At 58.3% G+C, this 19,900-nt stretch carries 22 protein-coding genes and 1 pseudogene; 15 read left to right on the top strand and 8 right to left on the bottom strand.

The window, feature by feature from the left end:
- The first annotated feature begins 12 nt into the window (after positions 1–12).
- Both QMK58_RS13755 and QMK58_RS13750 read left to right on the top strand, forming a co-directional pair.
- Positions 13–1,287 (top strand): FAD-dependent oxidoreductase, encoded by a 1,275-nt coding sequence (locus QMK58_RS13755; RefSeq protein WP_053160822.1) that lies wholly within the window; start codon positions 13–15, stop codon positions 1,285–1,287.
- Positions 1,288–1,372: 85 nt separating this feature from the next.
- Complete coding sequence (locus tag QMK58_RS13750; RefSeq protein WP_053160823.1) at positions 1,373–1,591, top strand: hypothetical protein; 219 nt, start codon at positions 1,373–1,375, stop codon at positions 1,589–1,591.
- 9 nt (positions 1,592–1,600) lie between these two features.
- Here QMK58_RS13750 and QMK58_RS13745 read toward each other — a convergent pair whose 3' ends face one another.
- Positions 1,601–1,801 carry a twin-arginine translocase TatA/TatE family subunit gene (locus tag QMK58_RS13745; protein WP_053160824.1) on the bottom strand — a complete coding sequence of 67 codons (201 nt, stop codon included), beginning with the start codon at positions 1,799–1,801 and terminating at the stop codon, positions 1,601–1,603.
- Between the two features lie 249 nt (positions 1,802–2,050).
- On the opposite strand from QMK58_RS13745, the gene QMK58_RS13740 reads away from it, so the two are divergent.
- From QMK58_RS13740 to QMK58_RS13730, 3 genes are read left to right on the top strand one after another with little or no spacing between them, the layout of a single operon-like run.
- The gene (locus tag QMK58_RS13740) at positions 2,051–2,659 is read left to right on the top strand and encodes a twin-arginine translocation signal domain-containing protein (RefSeq protein WP_053160825.1); all 609 of its coding nucleotides are present in this window, start codon (positions 2,051–2,053) and stop codon (positions 2,657–2,659) included.
- 49 nt (positions 2,660–2,708) lie between these two features.
- Positions 2,709–4,367 (top strand): FAD-binding oxidoreductase, encoded by a 1,659-nt coding sequence (locus QMK58_RS13735; RefSeq protein WP_053160826.1) that lies wholly within the window; start codon positions 2,709–2,711, stop codon positions 4,365–4,367.
- Positions 4,364–4,705, top strand: a complete 342-nt coding sequence (locus QMK58_RS13730; protein ID WP_082344507.1) for a c-type cytochrome — start codon at positions 4,364–4,366, stop codon at positions 4,703–4,705. The genes QMK58_RS13735 and QMK58_RS13730 overlap by 4 nt, the downstream gene beginning before the upstream one ends.
- Before the next feature lie 670 nt (positions 4,706–5,375).
- Here QMK58_RS13730 and QMK58_RS13720 read toward each other — a convergent pair.
- The 4 genes and pseudogenes from QMK58_RS13720 to QMK58_RS13705 form a co-directional block, all read right to left on the bottom strand.
- Positions 5,376–5,558: a DUF1289 domain-containing protein gene (locus QMK58_RS13720; RefSeq protein ID WP_008033373.1), complete on the bottom strand. Its 183-nt coding sequence runs from the start codon at positions 5,556–5,558 to the stop codon at positions 5,376–5,378.
- A 2-nt stretch (positions 5,559–5,560) separates the two neighbouring features.
- On the bottom strand, positions 5,561–5,932 hold the full coding sequence (locus tag QMK58_RS13715; protein WP_053160827.1) for a hypothetical protein: 372 nt from the start codon (positions 5,930–5,932) through the stop codon (positions 5,561–5,563).
- Positions 5,933–5,971: 39 nt separating this feature from the next.
- Positions 5,972–6,898 (bottom strand): CDF family Co(II)/Ni(II) efflux transporter DmeF, encoded by a 927-nt coding sequence (gene dmeF, locus QMK58_RS13710; RefSeq protein ID WP_320396447.1) that lies wholly within the window; start codon positions 6,896–6,898, stop codon positions 5,972–5,974.
- A gap of 20 nt (positions 6,899–6,918) precedes the next feature.
- Positions 6,919–6,999 (bottom strand): annotated as a pseudogene (locus QMK58_RS13705) (metal/formaldehyde-sensitive transcriptional repressor); the annotation flags it as partial.
- Positions 7,000–7,622: 623 nt separating this feature from the next.
- Here QMK58_RS13705 and QMK58_RS13700 point away from each other — a divergent pair.
- The 10 genes from QMK58_RS13700 (at position 7,623) to QMK58_RS13655 (ending at position 17,502) form a co-directional block, all read left to right on the top strand.
- Positions 7,623–8,267 (top strand): TetR family transcriptional regulator C-terminal domain-containing protein, encoded by a 645-nt coding sequence (locus QMK58_RS13700; protein ID WP_320396446.1) that lies wholly within the window; start codon positions 7,623–7,625, stop codon positions 8,265–8,267.
- A 95-nt stretch (positions 8,268–8,362) separates the two neighbouring features.
- On the top strand, positions 8,363–9,289 hold the full coding sequence (locus tag QMK58_RS13695; RefSeq protein ID WP_320396445.1) for a PDR/VanB family oxidoreductase: 927 nt from the start codon (positions 8,363–8,365) through the stop codon (positions 9,287–9,289).
- A 2-nt stretch (positions 9,290–9,291) separates the two neighbouring features.
- The gene (locus tag QMK58_RS13690; protein ID WP_320396444.1) at positions 9,292–10,539 is read left to right on the top strand and encodes an amidohydrolase family protein; all 1,248 of its coding nucleotides are present in this window, start codon (positions 9,292–9,294) and stop codon (positions 10,537–10,539) included.
- Positions 10,536–10,994 carry a RidA family protein gene (locus tag QMK58_RS13685; RefSeq protein WP_053160833.1) on the top strand — a complete coding sequence of 153 codons (459 nt, stop codon included), beginning with the start codon at positions 10,536–10,538 and terminating at the stop codon, positions 10,992–10,994. Before QMK58_RS13690 ends, QMK58_RS13685 begins: the two co-directional genes overlap by 4 nt.
- Positions 10,995–11,024: 30 nt before the next feature.
- Complete coding sequence (locus QMK58_RS13680; RefSeq protein ID WP_053160834.1) at positions 11,025–11,873, top strand: creatininase family protein; 849 nt, start codon at positions 11,025–11,027, stop codon at positions 11,871–11,873.
- Between the two features lie 32 nt (positions 11,874–11,905).
- A complete protein-coding gene (locus QMK58_RS13675) occupies positions 11,906–12,892 on the top strand; it encodes an ABC transporter substrate-binding protein (protein ID WP_053160835.1) in 987 nt (328 codons plus the stop codon).
- Positions 12,889–13,716, top strand: coding sequence for an ABC transporter ATP-binding protein (locus tag QMK58_RS13670; protein ID WP_320396443.1), 828 nt, complete (start codon positions 12,889–12,891; stop codon positions 13,714–13,716). Before QMK58_RS13675 ends, QMK58_RS13670 begins: the two co-directional genes overlap by 4 nt.
- Positions 13,713–14,531, top strand: a complete 819-nt coding sequence (locus tag QMK58_RS13665; RefSeq protein WP_053160837.1) for an ABC transporter permease — start codon at positions 13,713–13,715, stop codon at positions 14,529–14,531. The genes QMK58_RS13670 and QMK58_RS13665 overlap by 4 nt, the downstream gene beginning before the upstream one ends.
- Before the next feature lie 36 nt (positions 14,532–14,567).
- The gene (locus QMK58_RS13660) at positions 14,568–15,929 is read left to right on the top strand and encodes an FAD-binding oxidoreductase (protein WP_320396442.1); all 1,362 of its coding nucleotides are present in this window, start codon (positions 14,568–14,570) and stop codon (positions 15,927–15,929) included.
- Between the two features lie 169 nt (positions 15,930–16,098).
- Positions 16,099–17,502, top strand: coding sequence for an OprD family outer membrane porin (locus QMK58_RS13655; protein WP_320396441.1), 1,404 nt, complete (start codon positions 16,099–16,101; stop codon positions 17,500–17,502).
- A 141-nt stretch (positions 17,503–17,643) separates the two neighbouring features.
- Here the strand turns inward: QMK58_RS13655 and QMK58_RS13650 are convergent, their stop codons facing one another.
- The 3 genes from QMK58_RS13650 to QMK58_RS13640 form a co-directional block, all read right to left on the bottom strand.
- Positions 17,644–18,012 carry a hypothetical protein gene (locus QMK58_RS13650; protein WP_053160839.1) on the bottom strand — a complete coding sequence of 123 codons (369 nt, stop codon included), beginning with the start codon at positions 18,010–18,012 and terminating at the stop codon, positions 17,644–17,646.
- A gap of 190 nt (positions 18,013–18,202) precedes the next feature.
- Positions 18,203–19,144 carry a hypothetical protein gene (locus QMK58_RS13645; RefSeq protein ID WP_053160840.1) on the bottom strand — a complete coding sequence of 314 codons (942 nt, stop codon included), beginning with the start codon at positions 19,142–19,144 and terminating at the stop codon, positions 18,203–18,205.
- A 138-nt stretch (positions 19,145–19,282) separates the two neighbouring features.
- The gene (locus QMK58_RS13640) at positions 19,283–19,747 is read right to left on the bottom strand and encodes a response regulator transcription factor (RefSeq protein WP_218187259.1); all 465 of its coding nucleotides are present in this window, start codon (positions 19,745–19,747) and stop codon (positions 19,283–19,285) included.
- Between the last annotated feature and the right edge of the window lie 153 nt (positions 19,748–19,900).

Raw genomic sequence — 19,900 nt, 5'->3', positions numbered from 1 at the left:
CGGAGACTCCCTATGAGCAATAAAGGTAAACGCATCGTTATCGTCGGCGCCGGCCCTGCTGGTCTGGTTACTGCCTTGGGCCTGGCACGCCAGGGTGCCCAAGTGACTGTCATCGACCGCGAAGACGACATTCTGCGCTGGCCGCGCGCCATGGTTTATTTGCCTTCGACCCTCAAGGTTCTCGACGAAATCGGCCTTTTGGACAAAGCCAAAAGCGTCGCCGCCTGGGGCTACGAATACAACCTGCGCTTCCCGCTGACCGGTAATATCGGTCGCCTGGACTACCACTTGATAGAAGACCTGACACCCTACTCCTTCAACCTGCATTTCGGCCAGGATGTGCTCGCCGAGATGATCCTTGAAGAGTTCCTCAAACTGCCCGGCGCGCAAATGCGCTGGAAGACTTCATTCGATACCGTCGAGCAAGCAGAGGACTGCATCCAAGTAGCCCTGCATACCCCCGACGGCCCGCGCACCATTGAGGCGGACTGGCTGGTTGGTGCCGACGGCGCGCGTTCCAGCGTGCGCAAGGACATCGGCGTGGCGTTCGATGGCTTCACCTGGGACGACACCTTTATGGCCACCAACGTCCTCTATGACTTCGACCAATACGGCTACGCACCATCGACCATGATTGCCGACCCCGACCACTGGTGCGTGATCGCCAAAATCGATGACAAGCAGCAGTGGCGCATCGCCTATGGCGAGGACAGCAGCCTCACCGAAGAGGCTCGCCTGGCCCGCATCAAGGAGCGGTTCAAGCAATTTCTGCCGGACGCGGACGCCCCGCTCGAACTGCTAGCGGCTAACTCGTACCGGGTGCACCAGCGTTCGGCTTCCACTTACCGGGTCGGCCGGGTGTTCCTCGCCGGTGACGCTGCACACGCCACCAACCCTATCGGAGGCATGGGCTTTACTTCAGGTGTGCAGGATGCTCACGCGCTGATCAAGTACCTGGGCGGGGTCATCAACGGTACCCTGGCCGAGGATGCCTTGGACTGGTATGCCCACGAACGTCGCCGTTGCTTCCTGCAGATCGCCAACCCGACGGCCATCGAATTCAAGCGCCGCACCCAGGAGCGTGACACCGCCAGGCGCATGGAGGATGAAGCCAATATGTTCGCTCTGATGGCCGATCGCGAGATGTCGCGCCAGGCGATGATGTCAATCTTTAACTTGACCGGTCGAGGCTACCAGGAAGATTGGCAAACCACGCTGCTGGTTGAAGATGAAGCAGGACAGACGCCCGCTCTCGGTGCCCACGGCGGGGTCAAACTCAAGGCCTGAGTGCCCACCGCTGCTTCCCGAACGACCGTGCTGGAGAGGCTCGTCAGCACGGTCCCGCAATCCTCCGACTCCGCGAGCAAAGCCCATGATCTTCACCGTCGCCCAAGTTTTTCGCCCCACTCAGATCGCCTATGACCCCGACGCCCAGGAACTCCACGTACAGTTCTGCAACCCGCACCGGGCCAACACCGGGAGAACTTTGCAGGTGCGTTTTGCCACGCCGGCGCTAAAGGAACTGCTGCTGGAAATCCGCCGTTTGGAAGCCGCTCCAGACAAGCCGTTGGAGCGGTTGTTCGCCGACTGATTCAGGCCATCACGAACGTGCCCGCCGATCAGGCTCGGCCTCATCGAGCACGGCAGGAGGCGGTGCGTCCTCTGCCAATGAATGACGCAGCTCCTTTATCGCCGTACCGACGTCCGCACCCATCCCGCGCAAGCGCTTGCCGCCGAAAAACACCAGCACCAGGACCAGTACCAGGCCCACTTTCCACAGACTCAATCCTGCCAATCCCATCGCGACCTCCACCTTTCGAAAATGAACTGATCCGACTCGGCGCACAGCACTACTCGAAGCCAGAACAAGAGCCAGCATGGCAGGTAAGCCAAGGTGAAAACGCTATCTTTGGGTAGGTGATCGGCGCTATCGGCGACCTCGACAATCAATCCTGTCTGCTTGTCCGCCCTGCTATCGCGGCGGCTATAAGAACAAACAATAACGCCGCAGCAAACTTGTGCGCCGGCGGAATTCGATCGGGGAAACCTAATGAATAGACGCAACTTTCTCAAGACCAGCCTGGCCGGCGCGGCGATCCCCGCGCTATCCGGGGTCGGTCAATTCAGCCTGGCCGATACGCTCTCCACGTGGGGCGGCGGCCTGCCCGAACTGGCCGTCTCCGACTCGCGCTTTGCCGCCTGCCAGCGCTTCGGCAGTACCGCAGAAAAAGCCGGTCTAGCCCATAGCGCCATATACGGCGATATCACCGCGTTGTGGTTTGAACACCTCGACCCGCAGTGGCGCAAAGGGCCGACAGTAATCGCCGGGATAACCGCTCGCCAACCGCTGTTCGTGTTGGAGCGCCTGGCCTGGGACCGCGGCATGCGCGTGGTGCTGCGGGTGGAGCATGACTGGAATGCCGATGGTAGCGTTAGCCACACCTTGGATGCACCCGCGCATCAATTGCCGGATCTGACGGCGCTGTTCAACGGAAATGCTGACTGGAGCGAACGCTTCGCCCGGCTCAGCGCCAATTGCTCGTGGAATCTGGCGCGCACCAGCTGCGCTCAGCGTACAGCCCAATCCCCGGCCTATGCCAGCAACGACCAGCAAGCGCCCTTGGTGAGCTGGGTGATTGCCCCTACTCAGCGAGCCTGAGCCTTTATCCCGCTTAGCGCACGACCCAAACAAGAAAAAGGAACCCGACATGCGCCAACCCCCTGGCATCAGCAGCCACGATTTCGCCGAAGTCATCCGCCTATTTGGCGAGGTGGTCGGCAAGGAATGGGTCTTCATCAGCGAAGAAGACTTGCATCTGTACCGCGACGCCTATTCGCCCTACTGGGGCGAGCCTGAAGAGCGCATCGCCTCAGCAGCCGTGGCGCCATCTTCCACCGAGGAAGTACAAGCGCTGATGCGCATCGCCAATCGCTTCAAGATTCCCATGTACCCCATTTCCACTGGCAAGAACCTGGGCTATGGCGGGTCCGCCCCCGCCTACTCGGGTTCGGTGGTACTTGACCTCAAACGCATGAACCGCGTTTTGGAGGTCAACGAGAAACAAGCCTATTGCGTGGTGGAACCGGGCGTCAGCTACTTCGATATGTATCGCCACCTGCAAGATAACAACATTAAGCTCTGGATCGATGTACCCGATCCGGGCTGGGGAAGCATGCTCGGCAATGCCGTCGACCGCGGCGCTGGCTATACCTCCTCGCAGTTTCGCAACCACTTCGATGCGCACTGCGGCATGGAAGTGGTGCTGGCTGACGGCACCCTGATGCGCACCGGCATGGGCGCCATGCCGGGTTCGGACACCTGGCAAATGTACAAGAGCGGTTTCGGCCCCTGGATTGATGGCATCTTCAGTCAGTCCAATTTCGGCGTGGTGACCAAGATGGGCTTCTGGCTGATGCCCGAGCCGGAGGCGTTTCTCAAGGGCGTTGTGCACCTGTCGCGCTACAAAGACATGATTCCCTTGGTCGATATCATGACCCACCTGGAGAACACCAAAGTGTTCACCGGCTACCCGGACATCAATAGCCCGGTGCTCGGCACCCCCAGCCTGGCCGGACTGCACGACTTCCTCGCGCATGGTCCGCAACCGCGTGACGACGAATATATGCAGCTGTTGAAGCGCGGTGCCGCGCCAGAGGAATACGAGGCCTACGGCAAGCGCAACAAGATCCCCTTCTGGAGCTGCGCCTTTACTTTTTACGGACCGGAGAAGGTCATTCGCGCGCAGTGGGAAAACGTGCAGGCACGCTATCTCCAGGCCCTGCCCGACGCCACCTTTGAAGAGCGGGAGTTCTACAACCTGCCGTTAAGCGAGGAGCAGAAAAAACAGGTGCAATATCCGGCGCAGTTCGGCATCCCCAACCTGCGTACCTTCGCCATCGGTGCTCGCTCAAGCTGGAACCCGTCGCCGCCCTCTGACGGCCACGCCTGGTTCTCACCGATCATTCCGCGTGATGGCGCGGCCATCCTCAAGATCAACGACGTGCTCGGCAAAGCGGCCAAAGCGCTCGGTGTACCACTGGTGTTCGCCATGAACGTACCGGTGCCGTCCTGGGAGCGCTGCTTCGTCTTTATCATCCCGTTCTATATCACCAAGGATGCGAAGCGGAACAAGGAAATCCGCGACGCGTTCCGCAAGCTGATCAAACTCGCCGCCGAAAACGGCTGGGGCGAATACCGCACGGCAGCGTCCTTTCAGGATGACGTGATGGACACCTACTCGTTCAACGACCACGCCCTGCTGCACTTCCACGAAACACTGAAAGACGCGGTCGACCCCAACGGCATCCTGTCGCCGGGACGCTATGGCATCTGGCCTAAACACCTGCGCAAGGAGAAGAAGGTATGAAGTTGATCGCTATGCTGGTTCTGGCGTTTTTTTACCTGAGCGCTTCCTTCGGCGTGTGGGCCGGCGAGGACGCGCAAGGCAAGCAGGTCTTTGAAAAATGGTGCATGCCCTGCCACGGCAAGGGCACCGAATACCCCGGCACCCTGGCACTTGACGCACGCTACAAAGGCGCGGTGCCTGCGGCCCTGGAAGACCGCGCGGATCTCACCCCGCCCCTAGTCAAATACTTCGTGCGCAATGGTATTTCGGTGATGCCGTTCTTCCGCAAAACCGAGATCAGCGACAGTGAGCTGGATGCGTTGGCCCACTACCTGCAAAAACAGCCTGCCCAGCCTTGAGAAGCCGCGACTCAACGCCTCTTTGGATCTATGTTGTGGCAGAAAAACATACGAAAAGTCTGATGTCTGCCTTTAGCTGCCGGCAGAGCGTGATCTGACGGCCAGAAGTGGACTTTGCGTGCCTACCACTCAAAATAGAAAGCATCGCGGCTTTAGCCGCTAGCTTTTTTCGATGGTAGTGAAAGATCTGCTTCTTGCCGCTATCTGCCCTTGGTGACCGGCAGCAAAGGGTCGTATTCAGTACTTCGCGACAAGCAGAAAGCGGCCGGGAACAGCCCCTCCCGAAGGGCTGTTAAGGGTCGATTCTGTTGAAAAAGTCGGATTTTCAGCTCGCCTGAACTCAGACACGACCACCACCGGAGCACCTACTCACCACATTGAGTGGTTTTTCGGACCTTCGTTGACCTTTACTGCTTTGTTATTGAGTTAGTTTGAGTTTTTTTGCTTGGTGCAAGCGCACCTATCCCGTGACTGGCGGCCCTTGAGATGAAAATTTGGCCAGCCGTCGCAGGTTCTGCACCGCAGCGGCCAGCGTGAATTCATCGGTCGCATCACTCATGCCACGTAGTCGCAAGCGATCCAATTTCAAATGCAGAGATTTTGCAGCAGGCCGAACAGGGAGCTACTTTTTCAACAGAATCGACCCATAGCGGTCATCCAGAACAAGTGACTATCCCTGTGCTTTCTTCAGCCCTTTCAAGCGCACATTCGCCCTTTGCACCGCGGCCATTTTTTCAGGTCGCTTCATGCGTTTCCACTTTCTGATGTCTTCCTTGCTTCGCCCGCAGCTCACACACAAATCACCACTGAGCTGGCAAACTGAGATGCACGGATTCTCGATTTCCTTAGCCATTGTCAGCCACCTTTGGCCACACGTGATTGAGTCAGGCGGATTTTCCAGTCGCCTCCGTGAGTTCGCTGACACTCCTCCTCAGAGTCGAATCGGACACTGTGGTCTGAAGGGATCAGGTCGATGTTGGCGTCATTCAACGCGATGGACGTCAACTCAAAGATGCGCGCCTTAGCGTCAACCAGGGCGTTCTTTCTGTCAGCCAGGGTCTCGAATACCCAGATTACCTTCAGGGTTTCAGACAACGCGTTCAGGTTTGCGATGTGGGTGAGCCAAGCAAAGCCTTTGATTTCACCTTTTGCTGTTTCGCACGCTTCGGTGAGCGTAGTTATCAACCGACGTTCGATACGTGCCAGTTCACGTTTCCCTAGAGGCATTGCGGGTTCCTTTGGAGACAATGGTGGGGAGGCGCTGAATCAGACAGGTCGAAACTCGACCGTCAGATGACTGACTTCGTGAACTGGCTTGAGACGTTCACGAATGCTATCGGCGTTCGCAGTGACCTCACCAAGGACGCTGACGATGGCCGCATGGGCTTGCGGTCCAACCCGCCAGACGTGCAAGTCCGTGATAGTGGCATCCCCCGGTTTCTCAACCAGCTCGCGGATTTCCTCGGCAACGTGTGCGTCTGTCTGATCCAGCAGTACTCCTGCGGTGGCCCCCATCAAGGTCCATGCCCAGCGCGCAATAACAATGGCGCCGACAATGCCCATGACCGGGTCCAGCCACACCCAGCCGAGATACCGGCCGGCGAGCAGTGTAGCAATGGCCAGAACGGAAGTCAGCGCGTCTGCAATGACGTGGACGTAGGCCGATTTCAGGTTGTTGTCGTTACCGTGATGGGCGTGGGCATGAGCATGGCCGTGCTCGTGCTCGTGCCCATGACTGTGCCCGTGACCCAGCAGCAGGGCACTGACAATGTTGACGATCAAACCGGCAATCGCGATGAGCGTAGCGGTGCCGAACTGAACTTCCGTTGGCTGCAAGAGGCGCATGACAGACTCAACACCAATTCCCAGGGAGACCATACCCAGAATCAGCGCCGAGGCGAATCCGCCCAAGTCTCCAACCTTTCCGGTACCGAAACTGTAGCGCTGGCTGCAAGCGTGCCGTTTTGCGTATCCATAAGCGGCCGCCGCGATGCCCAATGCGCCGGCATGAGTTGCCATGTGAAAGCCATCAGCCAGTAACGCCATCGAGCCCGTGATATAGCCAGCGGTGATCTCGCCAACCATCATCACAACGGTCAGCGCCACAACCCAAAGCGTACGCCTGGCATTTTCGTCGTGCGCTGAGCCAAGGAACACATGGTCGTGTGTGTAGTTGATGTTCGTGCTGTTCATGAGCGTGTTCCTGGATGCGTTCACCTGGAGTAACGGCGAATGGCTTCAAGAAGCTCCTCAACGCCTTTGTTACGCTCTACTTCGCTGAGAGCAGGGTTCGCGGACGGAGGGATTATCTACGCGCCCTTGCGGGAAGTAGAGACTTCAGTTTCGAGGGGGAAGCGAGGGGTTTGGAGGTTCCGCTTCTGGCCAACTGCTGCCTACCACGACCGGCTGAAACCGGCCAGAAGCGGTCGGTCATTCCAACCTGCAACATCCAGCCTGTATAGCCACATAGATCTCAACGTAAAAAAGAATGCCTGGGCGCAATCCCCACTTGGGGCACGCCAAAGGGGCTTTCACACCAGTAACGCTAACGCGGTCCGACTTGCGCCGTCGAAGGCTGACTCTTCAGGACTGCCGTATCGGCGTAAAAGCTGCAACAGAAACGCAGGTAAGTCACGCAGCGTTTTTTTGCTGCTTCGGGAGGTGATGTAGTCTGCATGCTGCTGATAAGCTTGCTCGAATCTGCTGACGTCGACAGGCAACGGACCCAGGTCGATTTTCTAACTACAGCGTGGATCAATACTTGATTAACACAAAGACCAGCGCCGTTTTACTGTTCGTAAACTGATCAAGAGTCTACCGCGTTGGATTTTCACAACGGATAAAGCAGCAGTTCACAGGCAGGGTCTGCGCCCCAAAATGTCTCGAGCTGTGGCATTTCCCTGCACCGGTGCATCAAATGAGCGCAATAAAAACACCCGAAGCCTCCCTGCGTAACAGTAAGCAGAACCGCAAAGAGATCTTGCAGAGCATTCGCAGCGCCGCCATCAGCGAATTCAGCTTGCACGGTTACAGTGGTGCTTCGACCCAGTCGATCGCCGAGCGCGCGGGGCTGAAAAAATCCCAGTTGCACTACTACATCGAGGACAAGGAAAGCCTTTATAACGAGGTGCTGGCCCAGATTTTCACCCGCTGGGAAAAGCTGTTCATATTGAGCGACGCAAGCCACACGCCGGCACAAGTGATCGCTGACTATGTACGCCAGAAGCTGGATTTCGCCCTGCAGGAACCCGAGTTGTCACGGGTCTTTACCCACGAACTTATTAGCGGCGGGCTGCGTCTACAGCCGTTTTGGCCCCAAGCGGTTGCGGCGACTGAAGAGAAAGTCGAACGCCTGCAAGCCTGGGTCGATGCTGGCCAGTTACGCCCTCTCAACCCGCGGCTGCTCATCATGCATATCTGGGCGCTGACCCAATATTATGCGGACTATTCCGTGCAAGCCGAGCGCATGTTGGGCGAGTCGCTGCAGAACCCTGACCAGCGCCAGAAAATACTCGACGAATTGGTTGAGTTCGTCCTGGCTGGATGCGGCTTGAGCCGCTAAAGCCACCTTCCCTTCCCCGCCCAAGCGTCCAACCGGACCGCTTTGGCACACCTATTGCTTTTTCCTGACCATTCGATCAAACCAATCGGTCAAATATGAAAAAGCTTAGCGACATACGTGTTCAGATTCAGCAACGGCACGCCCTGACAGCGCACATTGACTGCTGGCGCCTGACCCCCGGGGAGGATTCGGTGCTGCCTGCATTCAGTGCCGGAGCACACATTGAAGTGCAGATTGCACCGGGTATTCGTCGTGCCTACTCACTGTGCAGCGACCCGGCACAGCGCGGTTTTTATGAGATAGCGGTCAAGCGTGAGGAGGATGGGCGCGGCGGCTCGCAGGCGTTGCACCAGACAGCTCGGGTCGGCAAAGATCTGTGGATCAGCCCGCCACGCAATGCCTTTGGATTGGCGGACAACGCCGGTAGCCATTTGCTGGTGGGTGCGGGCATCGGCCTGACGCCGATGATCGCCATGGCTCACAGCCTGCACGGCTGCAAGGCAGACTTTCACCTGGTCGCCAGGGTCCGCAGTCGCGCCGAACTCCCCTTCGCTGACTTGCTGACACAAGGCCCGTGGCGCGCCAGAGTGTCGCTGAGCTTCAGCAGCGAGGGCGAACTGCAGCTGCCAAGTCAGCCCAATCATGTGTACTGCTGCGGTCCGAGCGGATTCATGCAAGCTGTTCGGACGCGCTTTGCCGAACTGCCTGGCGTCGGCTGGCACCAGGAGCACTTTGGCGGTGAATCGGTTGAGGTAGCAGCGTCTGGCTACCGGCTCAAATTGGCCCTGCGCAATCAGGAGATTGAAGTGGCCGCGGGGCAACGGCTTATCGATGCACTACGTTCCCACGGGGTGGCCTGCAATACCGTTTGTGAACAGGGGGTATGTGGCAGTTGCGTAGTGCCTTGGACGGACGGGGAGCCGCGTCATCTCGATGAATGCCTCAGCAATGAGGAACGCCAGACACTCCTCGCCTTGTGCTGTGCCGGTTGCAGTTCCACCAGCCTGACCCTGGAGCTGTAATCATGCCTTTGCAGCTCGAGAACATCCGCCTTCCCGCCTGGCTGCTCCCTCCTGCATGGCCACGGGTGTCCGACCAACCTCGATTGGCAGACTTGAGTATCGATGCCGGTCGAGTCCAGGCCGTGACACCCGCCACAGGCCAAGGTAACGGTCTCGACTGCAAAGGCTCCCTGGTGTTGCCGGGGCTGCTTGAAGCCCACGCCCATCTGGACAAGACGTACACCCGTGCTCGCCTCGGGCGCATTGCGCCGGGCTTGCTCGGCGCAATCGCTGCCACACAGATCGACCGTTCGCGTTGGAGCGAGGACGATCTGCGTCAACGTGCCGGCCGCGCCTTGTTGCAAGCGCAGGCAAACGGCGTCACCCATCTGCGCAGCCATGTCGACTGGTGGAGCCCGCAGGTGCCCAAGGCCTGGGCAGTGTTGCGCGAGCTCGCCGAGGACATGCCGTGGCCATTAGAGCGGGTCGCTCTCGTACCGCTACCGCTGTTCGAAGATGCCGGCCATGCCCGACGCATTGCCAATGCGCTAGCACGTCATCGCGACGCCCCCGGCGCGGTGCTCGGTGCCTTCATCCACAGCAGTAATTTCAGCCTGCAGAGCGTGCAGAACCTGCTTGCCTGCGCGGCAGACCTGGGGCTGCCCCTGGACCTGCACATTGATGAAGAGCTTTCGGTTACGGCTTGCGGCCTGGCGACTGTCGCGCGGTTGGCGCGCGCTTCGGCATTCCCCACGCAGATCATCTGCAGCCATGCTTGTGCCTTGGCGAGCCAGTCGGACGCAGTGGCCAGGCAGACCCTGGATCTGGTTGCCCGCGGCCCTATTACTCTGTTGGCCCTGCCCGCCACCAACCTGTATCTGCAAGACGCCGTACCTGACCGCACCCCACGCCTGCGGGGCCTGACCCTGTTGAAGGAAGCACGCCAACGTGACATCCCACTGCTGATCGGCAGTGACAACGTACAGGATGCCTTCAATCCCATCGGCAACTACGACCCGTTAGCGAGTTTGCAGCTGGTTGCATGGGTCGCTCAACTCGACGACGTATTCGACATCTGGTCCCAAAGCATTTGTCGCGTGGACTGGCTGGGTAGACCCCAGGCAACACCCACCCTCTGCGGTCAGAGCGCCAACCTTACTTTGCTTCATACCACGGACCCGTGGACCTGGCCTGCCGAACGTGATCGCAGCCTCTTGCGTGGCGAACAGCTACCAGCCAATTACCTGACTTTCCTGCGGAGCTTGCCATGACCCACTCCCCCACATTTTCCCAACCCCTTGCGCGGTACGCGGCATTTCACCGTGCGGGGGATTTTATTTTTCTGTCGGGCGTGATCGCCGTAAACCCCGGCGCAAATCTGATCGTGCGCGGCTTCAACGATATCCCGGCGACGGCAGCCGAAATCCTGGGCCGCACCGGAGAGTTCTCCACCGACTACAAGCAGGGTCCAATCCTGGCCCAGAGCTGGTACGTGCTCGACAGCATCCGTCAAATCATAGAGAGCGCCGGAGGCCGCATGAGCGATGTGTTCAAGCTGGTGCAGTACTTTCGTGACCTCGATCACTTCCCGCTCTACAGCGGGGTGCGCAAAAGCTTTTTCCCCGATGCACCGCCCATTTCCACCGTCGTGGAGGTCAGCGCCATGCTGCCATCCCCCGACATTCTGGTGGAAGTCGAAGCCACCGCCTATCTGCCACAACGTTAATCGTTTCTACCCTCGCCCTGGAGTTTTGCCATGTTAAACGGATATACCCCCGCTTCACGCTTCCTGCCGTATCTGAGCTGGTGCGCCATCGACAGCCTGCCGGACAAGGAAAACACCGTCATCGTCCTGCCCGCAGGTGCCATCGAGCAGCACGGCGCTCACTTGCCTTGTGCGGTTGACAGCATTGTCGCTGCCGGCGTCGTGGGCAAGGCCATGGAACTGCTTGGTGAAGATATCCCTGCCTATGCCTTGCCCCCGATCACCTACGGCAAATCCGATGAGCACCTGCATTTTCCCGGCACAGTCACCCTGACCGGCGAGCTGGTGCTGAACACCGTGATCGAGATCGGCGAGTCGATCTACCGGGCGGGCTTTCGAAAGTTTCTGATCGTCAACACCCACGGTGGCCAGACACAGCCACTGGAAATGGCGGCCCGAGAATTGCGACTGCGCCACGGCGACTTTGTGATCATCGCTCGATCAGCCTGGAGCGTTGCGCACGACGAAAGCTTCGTCTCGCACCAGGAAAAGCAGTTGTCCATGCATGCGGGCCATGCAGAGACCGCCATCATCATGGCGTTGGCCCCCGATACGGTGGACATGACCAAGGCCCAAGCCCATTTCCCGCCGCCCTTCCCTTGCCCGACGCTGTCCTCGACCCGCTCGGCCGCCGCCTGGTGCGCGATGGACTTCGGTCCGAGCGGGGTGATTGGCGACCCCACCCCGGCCACGCTGGAACAAGGCCAGATGCTGCTCGATCAGCTCGGTAGCCAATGGGCCAAAGCCATCGGTGAAGTCCATCGGATGCAATGGCTGACCCGCGCGCAAACCACCTGGGGCCGCAGTCAGTACAGCGGCTATATCCAGAGCCAGGCCTGATCCCAGACACGACCACAAGGAGTTCATCGTTCATGACGTCAAAGCGCAATGCTCGAATACGCCTCGCTCTGCTAGGTGGGTTGGGTTGGCTGGGAGGTACCGCTCAAGCCGCCACCCCACTGACCTTCATCACTAACTGGTATGCCCAGGCCGAACACGGTGGTTTCTACCAGGCCCAGGCTGAAGGCTTGTATGCCCAACAAGGTCTGCAAGTCACCGTGCAGATGGGTGGCCCACAGGTCAGCCCGGTGCAACTGCTCGCCGCCGGCCGGGCGCAGTGCATCATCAGCGACGATCTCGCGACCATGATGGCCCGCGAACGCGGCGTACCGCTGCAAATGGTCGCTGCCACGTTCCAGCACGACCCGGTCGTACTGATCGCCCACGACAACATCGAGCAAATACAGGACCTGGGTAACAGCACGATTTTGATCTCGAGCGCCGCGAACTCCAGTTGGTGGCCTTGGGCCAAGACTCACCTGGGTTTGCGCGATGAGCACGTGCGCCCGTATACCTTCAACATCCAGCCGTTCATGGCCGACCGCAACGTGGCCCAGCAGGGCTACCTGACATCCGAGCCTTTCTCCCTCGAGCAGGCCGGAGCGAACTTCAAGGTCTTCGCCCTGAGCGACGCGGGCTACCCTCCCTACGGCAACTCTATTGCCTGCGACAGCGCGTGGATGGCTGAGCACCCGGAACAGGTCAGCGCCTTCCTCAACGCGTCAATGCAAGGGATGAAGCACTACCTGGCCAACCCAAGTGCCGGCAACGCCCTGATCCGCGAGGCCAATCCGCAGATGAGTGAGGCCCAGCTCGACTATGCCGTCAAGAAGCTGCGCAGTACGGGACTGGCCACTGGCGGCGATGCGCAAACCGGCGGCATCGGCATCATTACGGCCACGCGTATGCAGCAGACGTGGCAAATGGCGGTGCAAAGCGCGCTGATCGATCCCGTCAAAGTGCCTCTCGATCAGATGTACACCACGCGATTTATTCAGCTCCAGCCGGTGCTGCCATGAGTACCGCCGCTCTGATTCACCCGTGGCGTACAGCAGAACAAGCGCAGGTGCCGGCAGCTATCGAGGCGCTGTCAGTCGAGAAAACCTACACCAATGGCACTCAGGCTCTGCGGCCTGTGGAATTGAGCATTGCCGAAGGCCAGTTCGTGACCCTGCTAGGTCCTTCAGGCTGTGGCAAGAGCACGTTGCTGAAGATGATTGCCGGCCTGAGCGAACCCACCGATGGCCGTCTGTTGCTGTGGCGCAAGCCGGTTGCCAGCCTGGCCGAGACAGGCAAACACCTGTCCTATGTGTTCCAGGAGGCAACGCTAATGCCTTGGCACAGCGTGCACAAGAATGTGCGCCTGCCATTGGAACTCGACGGCGTGCCCGTCGCGGAAGCAGACCGTCGGGTGGCCCTCGCATTGCAGCGTGTCGGTTTGCAGGACTTCGCCCAGGCGCTGCCCCGAGAGCTGTCCGGGGGCATGCAGATGCGGGTATCCATTGCCCGCGGGCTGGTGGTCGAACCTCACCTGCTGCTGATGGACGAACCCTTTGGCGCCCTGGACGAAATTACCCGCAATGCCTTGGACAGTGACCTGCTGGAGCTTTGGCAGCGCCATAACTGGACAGTGATGTTCGTGACCCACTCGATCCAGGAGGCCGTGTTCCTCTCACAACGGGTTGTTGTGATGGCCGCTCGACCGGGTCGGGTCGTGGCAAATGTGCGCATCGATGAACCGTACCCACGTACCAGCGAATTTCGCCTGTCGGCACGTTTCAGCGAATACGCCATGCACCTGCATGAGCTGTTGGTAGCGGCCAGTAAAGAGGAAATACGATGAAAGCCAAAAACGACAAACTGCCGTGGCTGGCCAGTGAAAGCGCTCAGAGAATCGTCGTGCCAACGGTGATCTCCCTGCTGCTGGTTACCTTGTGGCAGTTGGCGCTAACGGCGCTCAAGGTGCCCACCTACCTTATACCGACACCGTGGCTGACCCTGACCACCCTGGTGCAGGACTGGGACGTACTTGGACCGGCCTTGCTCTTCACCCTGAAGATCACGGTTCTGTCCTTCATGCTCTCGGTGTTGATCGGTGTAAGTATCGCTTTTGTGTTCGTACAAAGCCGGTTGATCGAACTGGTGCTGTTTCCTTACGCCGTGCTGCTGCAAGTAACGCCTATCGTTGCAATCGCACCGCTGATCATCATCTGGGTCAGCGACACCACGCTAGCCATGGTGATTTGCGCGACGCTGATGGCGGTCTTCCCGGTCATCTCCAACACGGCGCTCGGCCTGCGCAGTGTATCGCCGGGGCTGGTGGCTTATTTCAAGTTGCGTCGCAGCAGTCGCTTGCAAGTGCTGTTGCGCCTGCGGGTGCCCACTGCCATGCCGTACTTTTTTGCCGCGCTGCGCATTTCCAGTGGCCTGGCGCTGATCGGTGCGGTCGTCGCCGAGTTCGTGGCCGGTACCGGGGGTACCAACACCGGGCTGGCCTATCAGATCCTGCAAGCGGGCTTCCAGCTGAACATCCCGCGGATGTTTGCCGCGCTGCTGCTGATTTCCGTCACCGGTATCGCACTGTTTGCCAGCATGTCGCTGCTATCAAAAAAAGCGATCGGACGCTGGCACGACAGCGAAACCGATCGCGGACTTTGAACTCGCACATCCACTTCGCCAAAAGGTTTTTTAGCCATGACTGACCTGAACACCCGAACCCTGGCCCTGCGTGAGCAATTGCCCGCACTGGACTGGATCAGCAGCGCATTCCAGCTCAAGCGTCTGTCGAAGGACTTCCACTGGTTCAGCCCCATCCTCAAGGCCAGCCTGGAGAATCGCCAGGCCGACCTGGCATTGCGCCCTCGTGATGAGGAGCAATTGCGCCAGGCGATAGCGGCCTGCTGCAGCGGCGGCATTCCCATCACCCTGCGTGGGGGCGGTACCGGAAACTATGGCCAGGCCGTGCCCTTGCAGGGCGGATTGGTCATCGACATGAGCGGGCTCGATCAAGTGTGCTGGTTGCGTGATGGCATCGTCCGTGCCCAGGCCGGCATTCGGCTCTCTGTCCTCGAGGACAGTGTGCGCGAACAGGGCTGGGAACTGCGCTGCATGCCGTCGACCTTCCGCATCGCCACACTCGGTGGCTTGTTCGCAGGCGGCTTCGGCGGCATTGGCTCGATCACCTACGGACCACTGGCAGCCAACGGGACGTTACTCGGCGCTCGGGTAATGACCGTGGAGCCCGAGCCCCGCATCATTGAACTGCGCGCACCCGAGCTGATGCTGCTCAACCATGCCTATGGCACCAACGGTATCGTACTGGATCTGGATATCGCCCTGGCACCCGCCCAGTCGTGGGATGAATACCTGCTGGGCTTCAGCAGCGCCGCGCAGGCGTTTGCCTGCGCGCAGGAACTGGCGCAGAGCCCTGGCATCGCCAAGCGCAACATCGCCTTGTTCGACGCCAAGGTGGTCGATTATTTCAGCGGCCTGACCCATTGCCGTGCGCCTGGAGAACACGCGGTGATCGCGGCAGTACCGTCCCAGGCCCGGGACCCACTGGAGCAGCTGGTCAACCGTCATGGCGGGCGTATTGCTTTGATGCAGAGTGCGGCGCAGGTGCGTGAAAGCGGCCACAGCCTGCTCGAATACTGCTGGAACCACACCACGTTGCACGCGCTCAAGGAGGACAAGACCCTTACTTACCTGCAAAGCGGTTACGAGTATGGCCAGACCTGGTCTCAACTCCAGACGATCAGGTCGCTGGTGGGGGATGACGAAGTGCTGACCCATCTGGAGTTCATCCGTGACCTGCAGGGACGCATCGTTTGCGCAGGCCTGCCACTGGTGCGCTACCGGGATCCGCAACAGCTTCAAGCGCTCATCGAACTCCATCGCACCCATGGCATCACGATCAACGACCCCCATGTGTTCACCCTTGAAGACGGCAAGCACAGTGGTGCCCTGGACCCGGCAGTTATTGAACTCAAACGGCAGCTTGACCCCGCCGGGCTGCTCAACCCCGGAAAGATCCGAACCTGGAATACGCCGGTATAGCCACCACCGGGATCGACCCGCCCGGTGATTAGGTCGGCCTTTAAAGCCGGCTGATTTTTCTCTCCCGACATTTCACGCCCGCTCCAGCAGCGCTGTTTCGCGTGGCCATATTTTGGCCAGGTGCGGTCGCGCTTGCCCCGGAAAAATCCCTGCTAATGGAAGAACAGCAATGAAACGAGACAAGAAGCGGTACGGCAACACTCCCTCCACTCGCCTCCTGTTCGCGCTGGCCGTCAGCCTGCCAGCAGTTGCCTGGGCCGACGAGCAGCGGCCCGGTGATGCCGATATGATCGCGGTCCAACAGCGCCCCGGCACTCTGACCGAACCGGTGCAGCAGCAGGACCAATCGGTACTCCACGATACCGCGACGCCACAGGTCGACGGCGAAGCCGATACATTGGCCGAAATGATCAGCGGCGGCCGCATCGACGGTAATTTGCGCACGCTTTACTACGCTGCCCACAATGCCTTTTTCACCCCGGGCAAGACCCAGGACACCTTGAGTTACGGCGGCAAGCTCGGCTTTTTCAGCGCCCGCTACGAGGGCTTTAGCCTGGGCCTGAGCGGCTACATTCAAAGGGGCATCGCACATTCCGACGACCCTTCCGAACGCGATGGTTACCTGGGCCCGAACGTCACGGCGATGGGCGAAGCCTATGTGAAGTGGGAACACGAAAATTTCAAGTTGGTCGCCGGCAATCAGGAAGTGGATGTACCGTTCGCCAGTACTTACGACTGGCGAATTGCACCACAACTGTTCCAGGGTGTTTATGCCCGTTACGGTGACAACGACAACCATGTCACCGCGCTGCGCATGTACCGTTTCAAGTCATACATCGACGACTCATTCACCAAGCAAACGACCTACAACCACAGCTTCGATGCCTATTCAGGCCTGGGTGACCAAGACACTGATGGTTTCTGGGGAGTGGGCGGTGCCCGCACCCTGAACTTCGAGCCGGTGGAGCTCAAAGCCAAGGCCTGGCACTTCGAGTATCTGGACTATGCGCATTTGACCTACCTCGAGGGCGGGCTGAGCAGACGCGAAGGCAGCATCAAACCGTTCATAGGTGTGCAGGCATTCCATGAAGATAGCGAGGGGCGAGAACTGCTTGGCGAAATCCATAGCCGAGTCTATGGCGTGCAGTTGGGCATCAAGCACAATTCGTTGACCGCCAGCCTCGGTTACGACCGGATCGTGCCGGACCCGAACAGCTACCTCAACGGCGCCCTTGTCACCCCCTACTCCCACAACGTCAGTTCCGGTCCACTGTTCGCTCAACCGTTCCTGACCAGCACCCAGGATCTCGGTGCCGGAAATGCTTATGCAGTCGATATCAACGGTGCGCTGCGCGATCACCTGTTCGTCGGTGCCCGTTATTCATTCATGGACCTGAAACCAACGACTGGCGTAGCCAGTATCAATCAGTCCGAATACATGGGCTTCGCCATCTATAAATTCGCCGGCAGTTTGCAAGGTCTGAGCATTGCTGACTTTATCGGCCTGCAACGTCAGCCAGGACAGGAGAAAAATTTTTGGCAAAACCGCCTGGCGCTGGAGTATGCGTTCTGAGGGTGTGGCCTCAGGCCCGGTCCCTACTCGTTGCGAAATGTGCAGCGGCCGCGATCAGCATCATGTGACCGCGTTCGCTTGCAACGACAGGTCGGGGCCGCCAGTTGAAGTCAACCGGTGGTCAGGTGCAGCGACTGCCTATCAGACAATGTCCGGCAGTAGCTTTTTGGTCTTGATGTACGTGTCACTATCGCACCAAGTGAAAAGCACTTGTCCGTTTTCATTATGTTTAACGTAGTCGATTTTTGGGTCATCCGGGCCGTCGACCTGCACCATGGTGGCACCTGGAAATGATCGTGCAATTCCCAATGATTTTTGCAACTCGTCAGGCTCGAATTTCCGGTCAAACTCGCCTTCAGTGTTCCCGTGAAAACCGTAATATACCGTTATCGCCCCGGCGTCTTTGATGAGTTCCTTGACTTTCTCCAGCTTTGGCATGAATCCATCAACGTCAGTTTGGCCATCGTTGGTGAAAACGTTTTTCTTGTATCGAACAATTTCATCTGTCATGACAAACTCCTTGAATTGACGTTTCTATAAAACTAATTGACCAGCGGACTCTTGAGTTTTTTACAAGCTCGAGATAGTCCAGGTAATCGGCAAACTTTACACAGCTTGCCGCGCTTCACGTGCTTGAAAGTAAGGGAATCGCCCCACGTCCTGAGTCAACTTGCAGGGCGGTTCATTCACTCAAGCACCTCTACAACATCACCAATTCCTTACGTTTTGCCAACACGAGTGCGGCATTATTTTCCGTCTTCAACAACTTCTTCTGGTTGATCAGCTCGGCGGTCTCGGAAATTTTCGTGTTGATTTCTTTAATCAATTCTTCGAGGGCAATGAAGTCGGATTTGTAGTCTGCGATAGCAGCCTTCAGATCCCCCTTGTTCTTTGTCTTGTAGTCGGCAAGCTTCAAATCATGAACTTGCTGACTCAGATCTCCTACCGCCCCTTCAAGGTCATTCTGCTGGGAAATAAGGCCATTGATTCTGTCGAAGTTGGCAAGTGCACGCGCTCGATCGGCCGACATCCGAACATCGTAGATGTAGAAGTTTTGAACAATGATTTCACTATTGAAGAAATCTTTGCTACTGAACTTATTCTCCATCACGCAAACGAACATACTCATCCCGGGAATAATGTCCTTTTGCACAATCTGCTTGGACAAGTCGGTTTCCGTCCCGGTCTTGATGGCGGAAAGAATCCCTGTGATGGCCTGAAAGGCTGCGTTGGCGATGATTGCTTCGGTTCCGGCCATCATTGTCAGAAGCTTTTGCGTCGTCGGCGAAATGGTGCTTCCCTTGGCAGCGGCAGCTGTAGGGACCTTGTCGTCCTTTTCGCCTTTCGTCGGCGGCATGTCTATGGCTTTCCCTCCAAAGACAGCCGTGCGAACGTTTTCGATCATATCGACCACGTTGCTGAGCGACCACGTCGAAGCGGTAGTCAGGTGTTGGTACGACCCGCTTGCCAGAGGTTGGGCATCGTCCCATTTTCCGTCTGCGTAGAATTTCTTGATCTGCATATCCAAAACTTTTTGGGCTTCTGCCGCAGTTTTGTCCAGCTCTGTGTTTCTTTCATCGATGTATTTTTGAAATGCCGTGTTGTCCTGGCCTATTGCTTTGATGTCTGTTGAATGTCCCATTTGAACTTAACCTCTCTGCGGGTCGTTGATAAGTAAATGGTGAATCCTCTCATTGCGTCGCGAAACCGGGGCTCGCAACGCACTGTCAATCTATAAGACGATAGCGAGACTTCAAATACCTCCGATGTCGTAGGTCGCCTACTCGTAAAGTGCAACAAGCTGCCCGATGCTGCGAAGCTTTAGCTTGCGCAACAGATTCTCGCGGTGTTTGCGGACAGTGAGATCGGCGATTTCAAGCAGTCTCGAGATGTGCTTGCTTGTGTGTCCCTGGATTACCAGTTTCATCACCTGGAGTTCCCTGGCCGAAAGGACATCGTACAATGGGCGTTCAACCAACTTCGGCAAGTAGTTCTGCTGCCTGGCGTGTTCAATCAATTGCCTGGCATTCCGGAATCCCGCTTTGCGGAGCATGTTGCGACGGTGCGTCTTAACTGTAAACTCACTGATGGCAAGCTCGGATGCGATTTCCCGGCAAGATAAGCCCCTTGCCATCAAATGAAGGATTTCTATCTCGCGCCGTGTCAGGGGTGGCCGCTGGTCATTCATCGCCCGGATCCGCCAGTAGCCGAAATGCCGCTGCGTCACCATGCTGAATAGATTCAAATAGGCTTATTGCCGCGACGAAGCGCAGCGCCAGCACTGGCTGAGGCGTTACGCAAGCACGCCACTGCGCCTCGGCCAAGGCGAGAAGAGCTGATCCTCCCTTACGATTCAGAAGGGGTTCAAGAAAGGCTTTTCCATGCACTTGAAGAAGCT

This window comes from Pseudomonas sp. P8_241, assembly GCF_034008315.1.
Classification (GTDB): Bacteria; Pseudomonadota; Gammaproteobacteria; order Pseudomonadales; family Pseudomonadaceae; genus Aquipseudomonas.
Note: the sequence above shows the minus strand (reverse complement) of the source record. Positions and strands in the feature narration are given on the sequence as shown.

Excerpts from the sequence above, each read along its gene's own strand:
- QMK58_RS13650 (WP_053160839.1), bottom strand. The coding sequence starts at position 18,012 with ATGACAGATGAAATTGTTCGATACAAGAAAAACGTTTTCACCAACGAT.
- QMK58_RS13720 (WP_008033373.1), bottom strand. The coding sequence starts at position 5,558 with ATGGCTAAGGAAATCGAGAATCCGTGCATCTCAGTTTGCCAGCTCAGT.
- QMK58_RS13670 (WP_320396443.1), top strand. The coding sequence starts at position 12,889 with ATGAGTACCGCCGCTCTGATTCACCCGTGGCGTACAGCAGAACAAGCG.
- QMK58_RS13745 (WP_053160824.1), bottom strand. The coding sequence starts at position 1,801 with ATGGGATTGGCAGGATTGAGTCTGTGGAAAGTGGGCCTGGTACTGGTC.
- QMK58_RS13755 (WP_053160822.1), top strand. The coding sequence starts at position 13 with ATGAGCAATAAAGGTAAACGCATCGTTATCGTCGGCGCCGGCCCTGCT.
- QMK58_RS13645 (WP_053160840.1), bottom strand. The coding sequence starts at position 19,144 with ATGGGACATTCAACAGACATCAAAGCAATAGGCCAGGACAACACGGCA.
- dmeF (WP_320396447.1), bottom strand. The coding sequence starts at position 6,898 with ATGAACAGCACGAACATCAACTACACACACGACCATGTGTTCCTTGGC.
- QMK58_RS13750 (WP_053160823.1), top strand. The coding sequence starts at position 1,373 with ATGATCTTCACCGTCGCCCAAGTTTTTCGCCCCACTCAGATCGCCTAT.
- QMK58_RS13695 (WP_320396445.1), top strand. The coding sequence starts at position 8,363 with ATGAAAAAGCTTAGCGACATACGTGTTCAGATTCAGCAACGGCACGCC.
- QMK58_RS13715 (WP_053160827.1), bottom strand. The coding sequence starts at position 5,932 with ATGCCTCTAGGGAAACGTGAACTGGCACGTATCGAACGTCGGTTGATA.
- QMK58_RS13730 (WP_082344507.1), top strand. The coding sequence starts at position 4,364 with ATGAAGTTGATCGCTATGCTGGTTCTGGCGTTTTTTTACCTGAGCGCT.
- QMK58_RS13675 (WP_053160835.1), top strand. The coding sequence starts at position 11,906 with ATGACGTCAAAGCGCAATGCTCGAATACGCCTCGCTCTGCTAGGTGGG.
- QMK58_RS13655 (WP_320396441.1), top strand. The coding sequence starts at position 16,099 with ATGAAACGAGACAAGAAGCGGTACGGCAACACTCCCTCCACTCGCCTC.
- QMK58_RS13740 (WP_053160825.1), top strand. The coding sequence starts at position 2,051 with ATGAATAGACGCAACTTTCTCAAGACCAGCCTGGCCGGCGCGGCGATC.
- QMK58_RS13680 (WP_053160834.1), top strand. The coding sequence starts at position 11,025 with ATGTTAAACGGATATACCCCCGCTTCACGCTTCCTGCCGTATCTGAGC.
- QMK58_RS13660 (WP_320396442.1), top strand. The coding sequence starts at position 14,568 with ATGACTGACCTGAACACCCGAACCCTGGCCCTGCGTGAGCAATTGCCC.
- QMK58_RS13690 (WP_320396444.1), top strand. The coding sequence starts at position 9,292 with ATGCCTTTGCAGCTCGAGAACATCCGCCTTCCCGCCTGGCTGCTCCCT.
- QMK58_RS13665 (WP_053160837.1), top strand. The coding sequence starts at position 13,713 with ATGAAAGCCAAAAACGACAAACTGCCGTGGCTGGCCAGTGAAAGCGCT.
- QMK58_RS13735 (WP_053160826.1), top strand. The coding sequence starts at position 2,709 with ATGCGCCAACCCCCTGGCATCAGCAGCCACGATTTCGCCGAAGTCATC.
- QMK58_RS13700 (WP_320396446.1), top strand. The coding sequence starts at position 7,623 with ATGAGCGCAATAAAAACACCCGAAGCCTCCCTGCGTAACAGTAAGCAG.
- QMK58_RS13685 (WP_053160833.1), top strand. The coding sequence starts at position 10,536 with ATGACCCACTCCCCCACATTTTCCCAACCCCTTGCGCGGTACGCGGCA.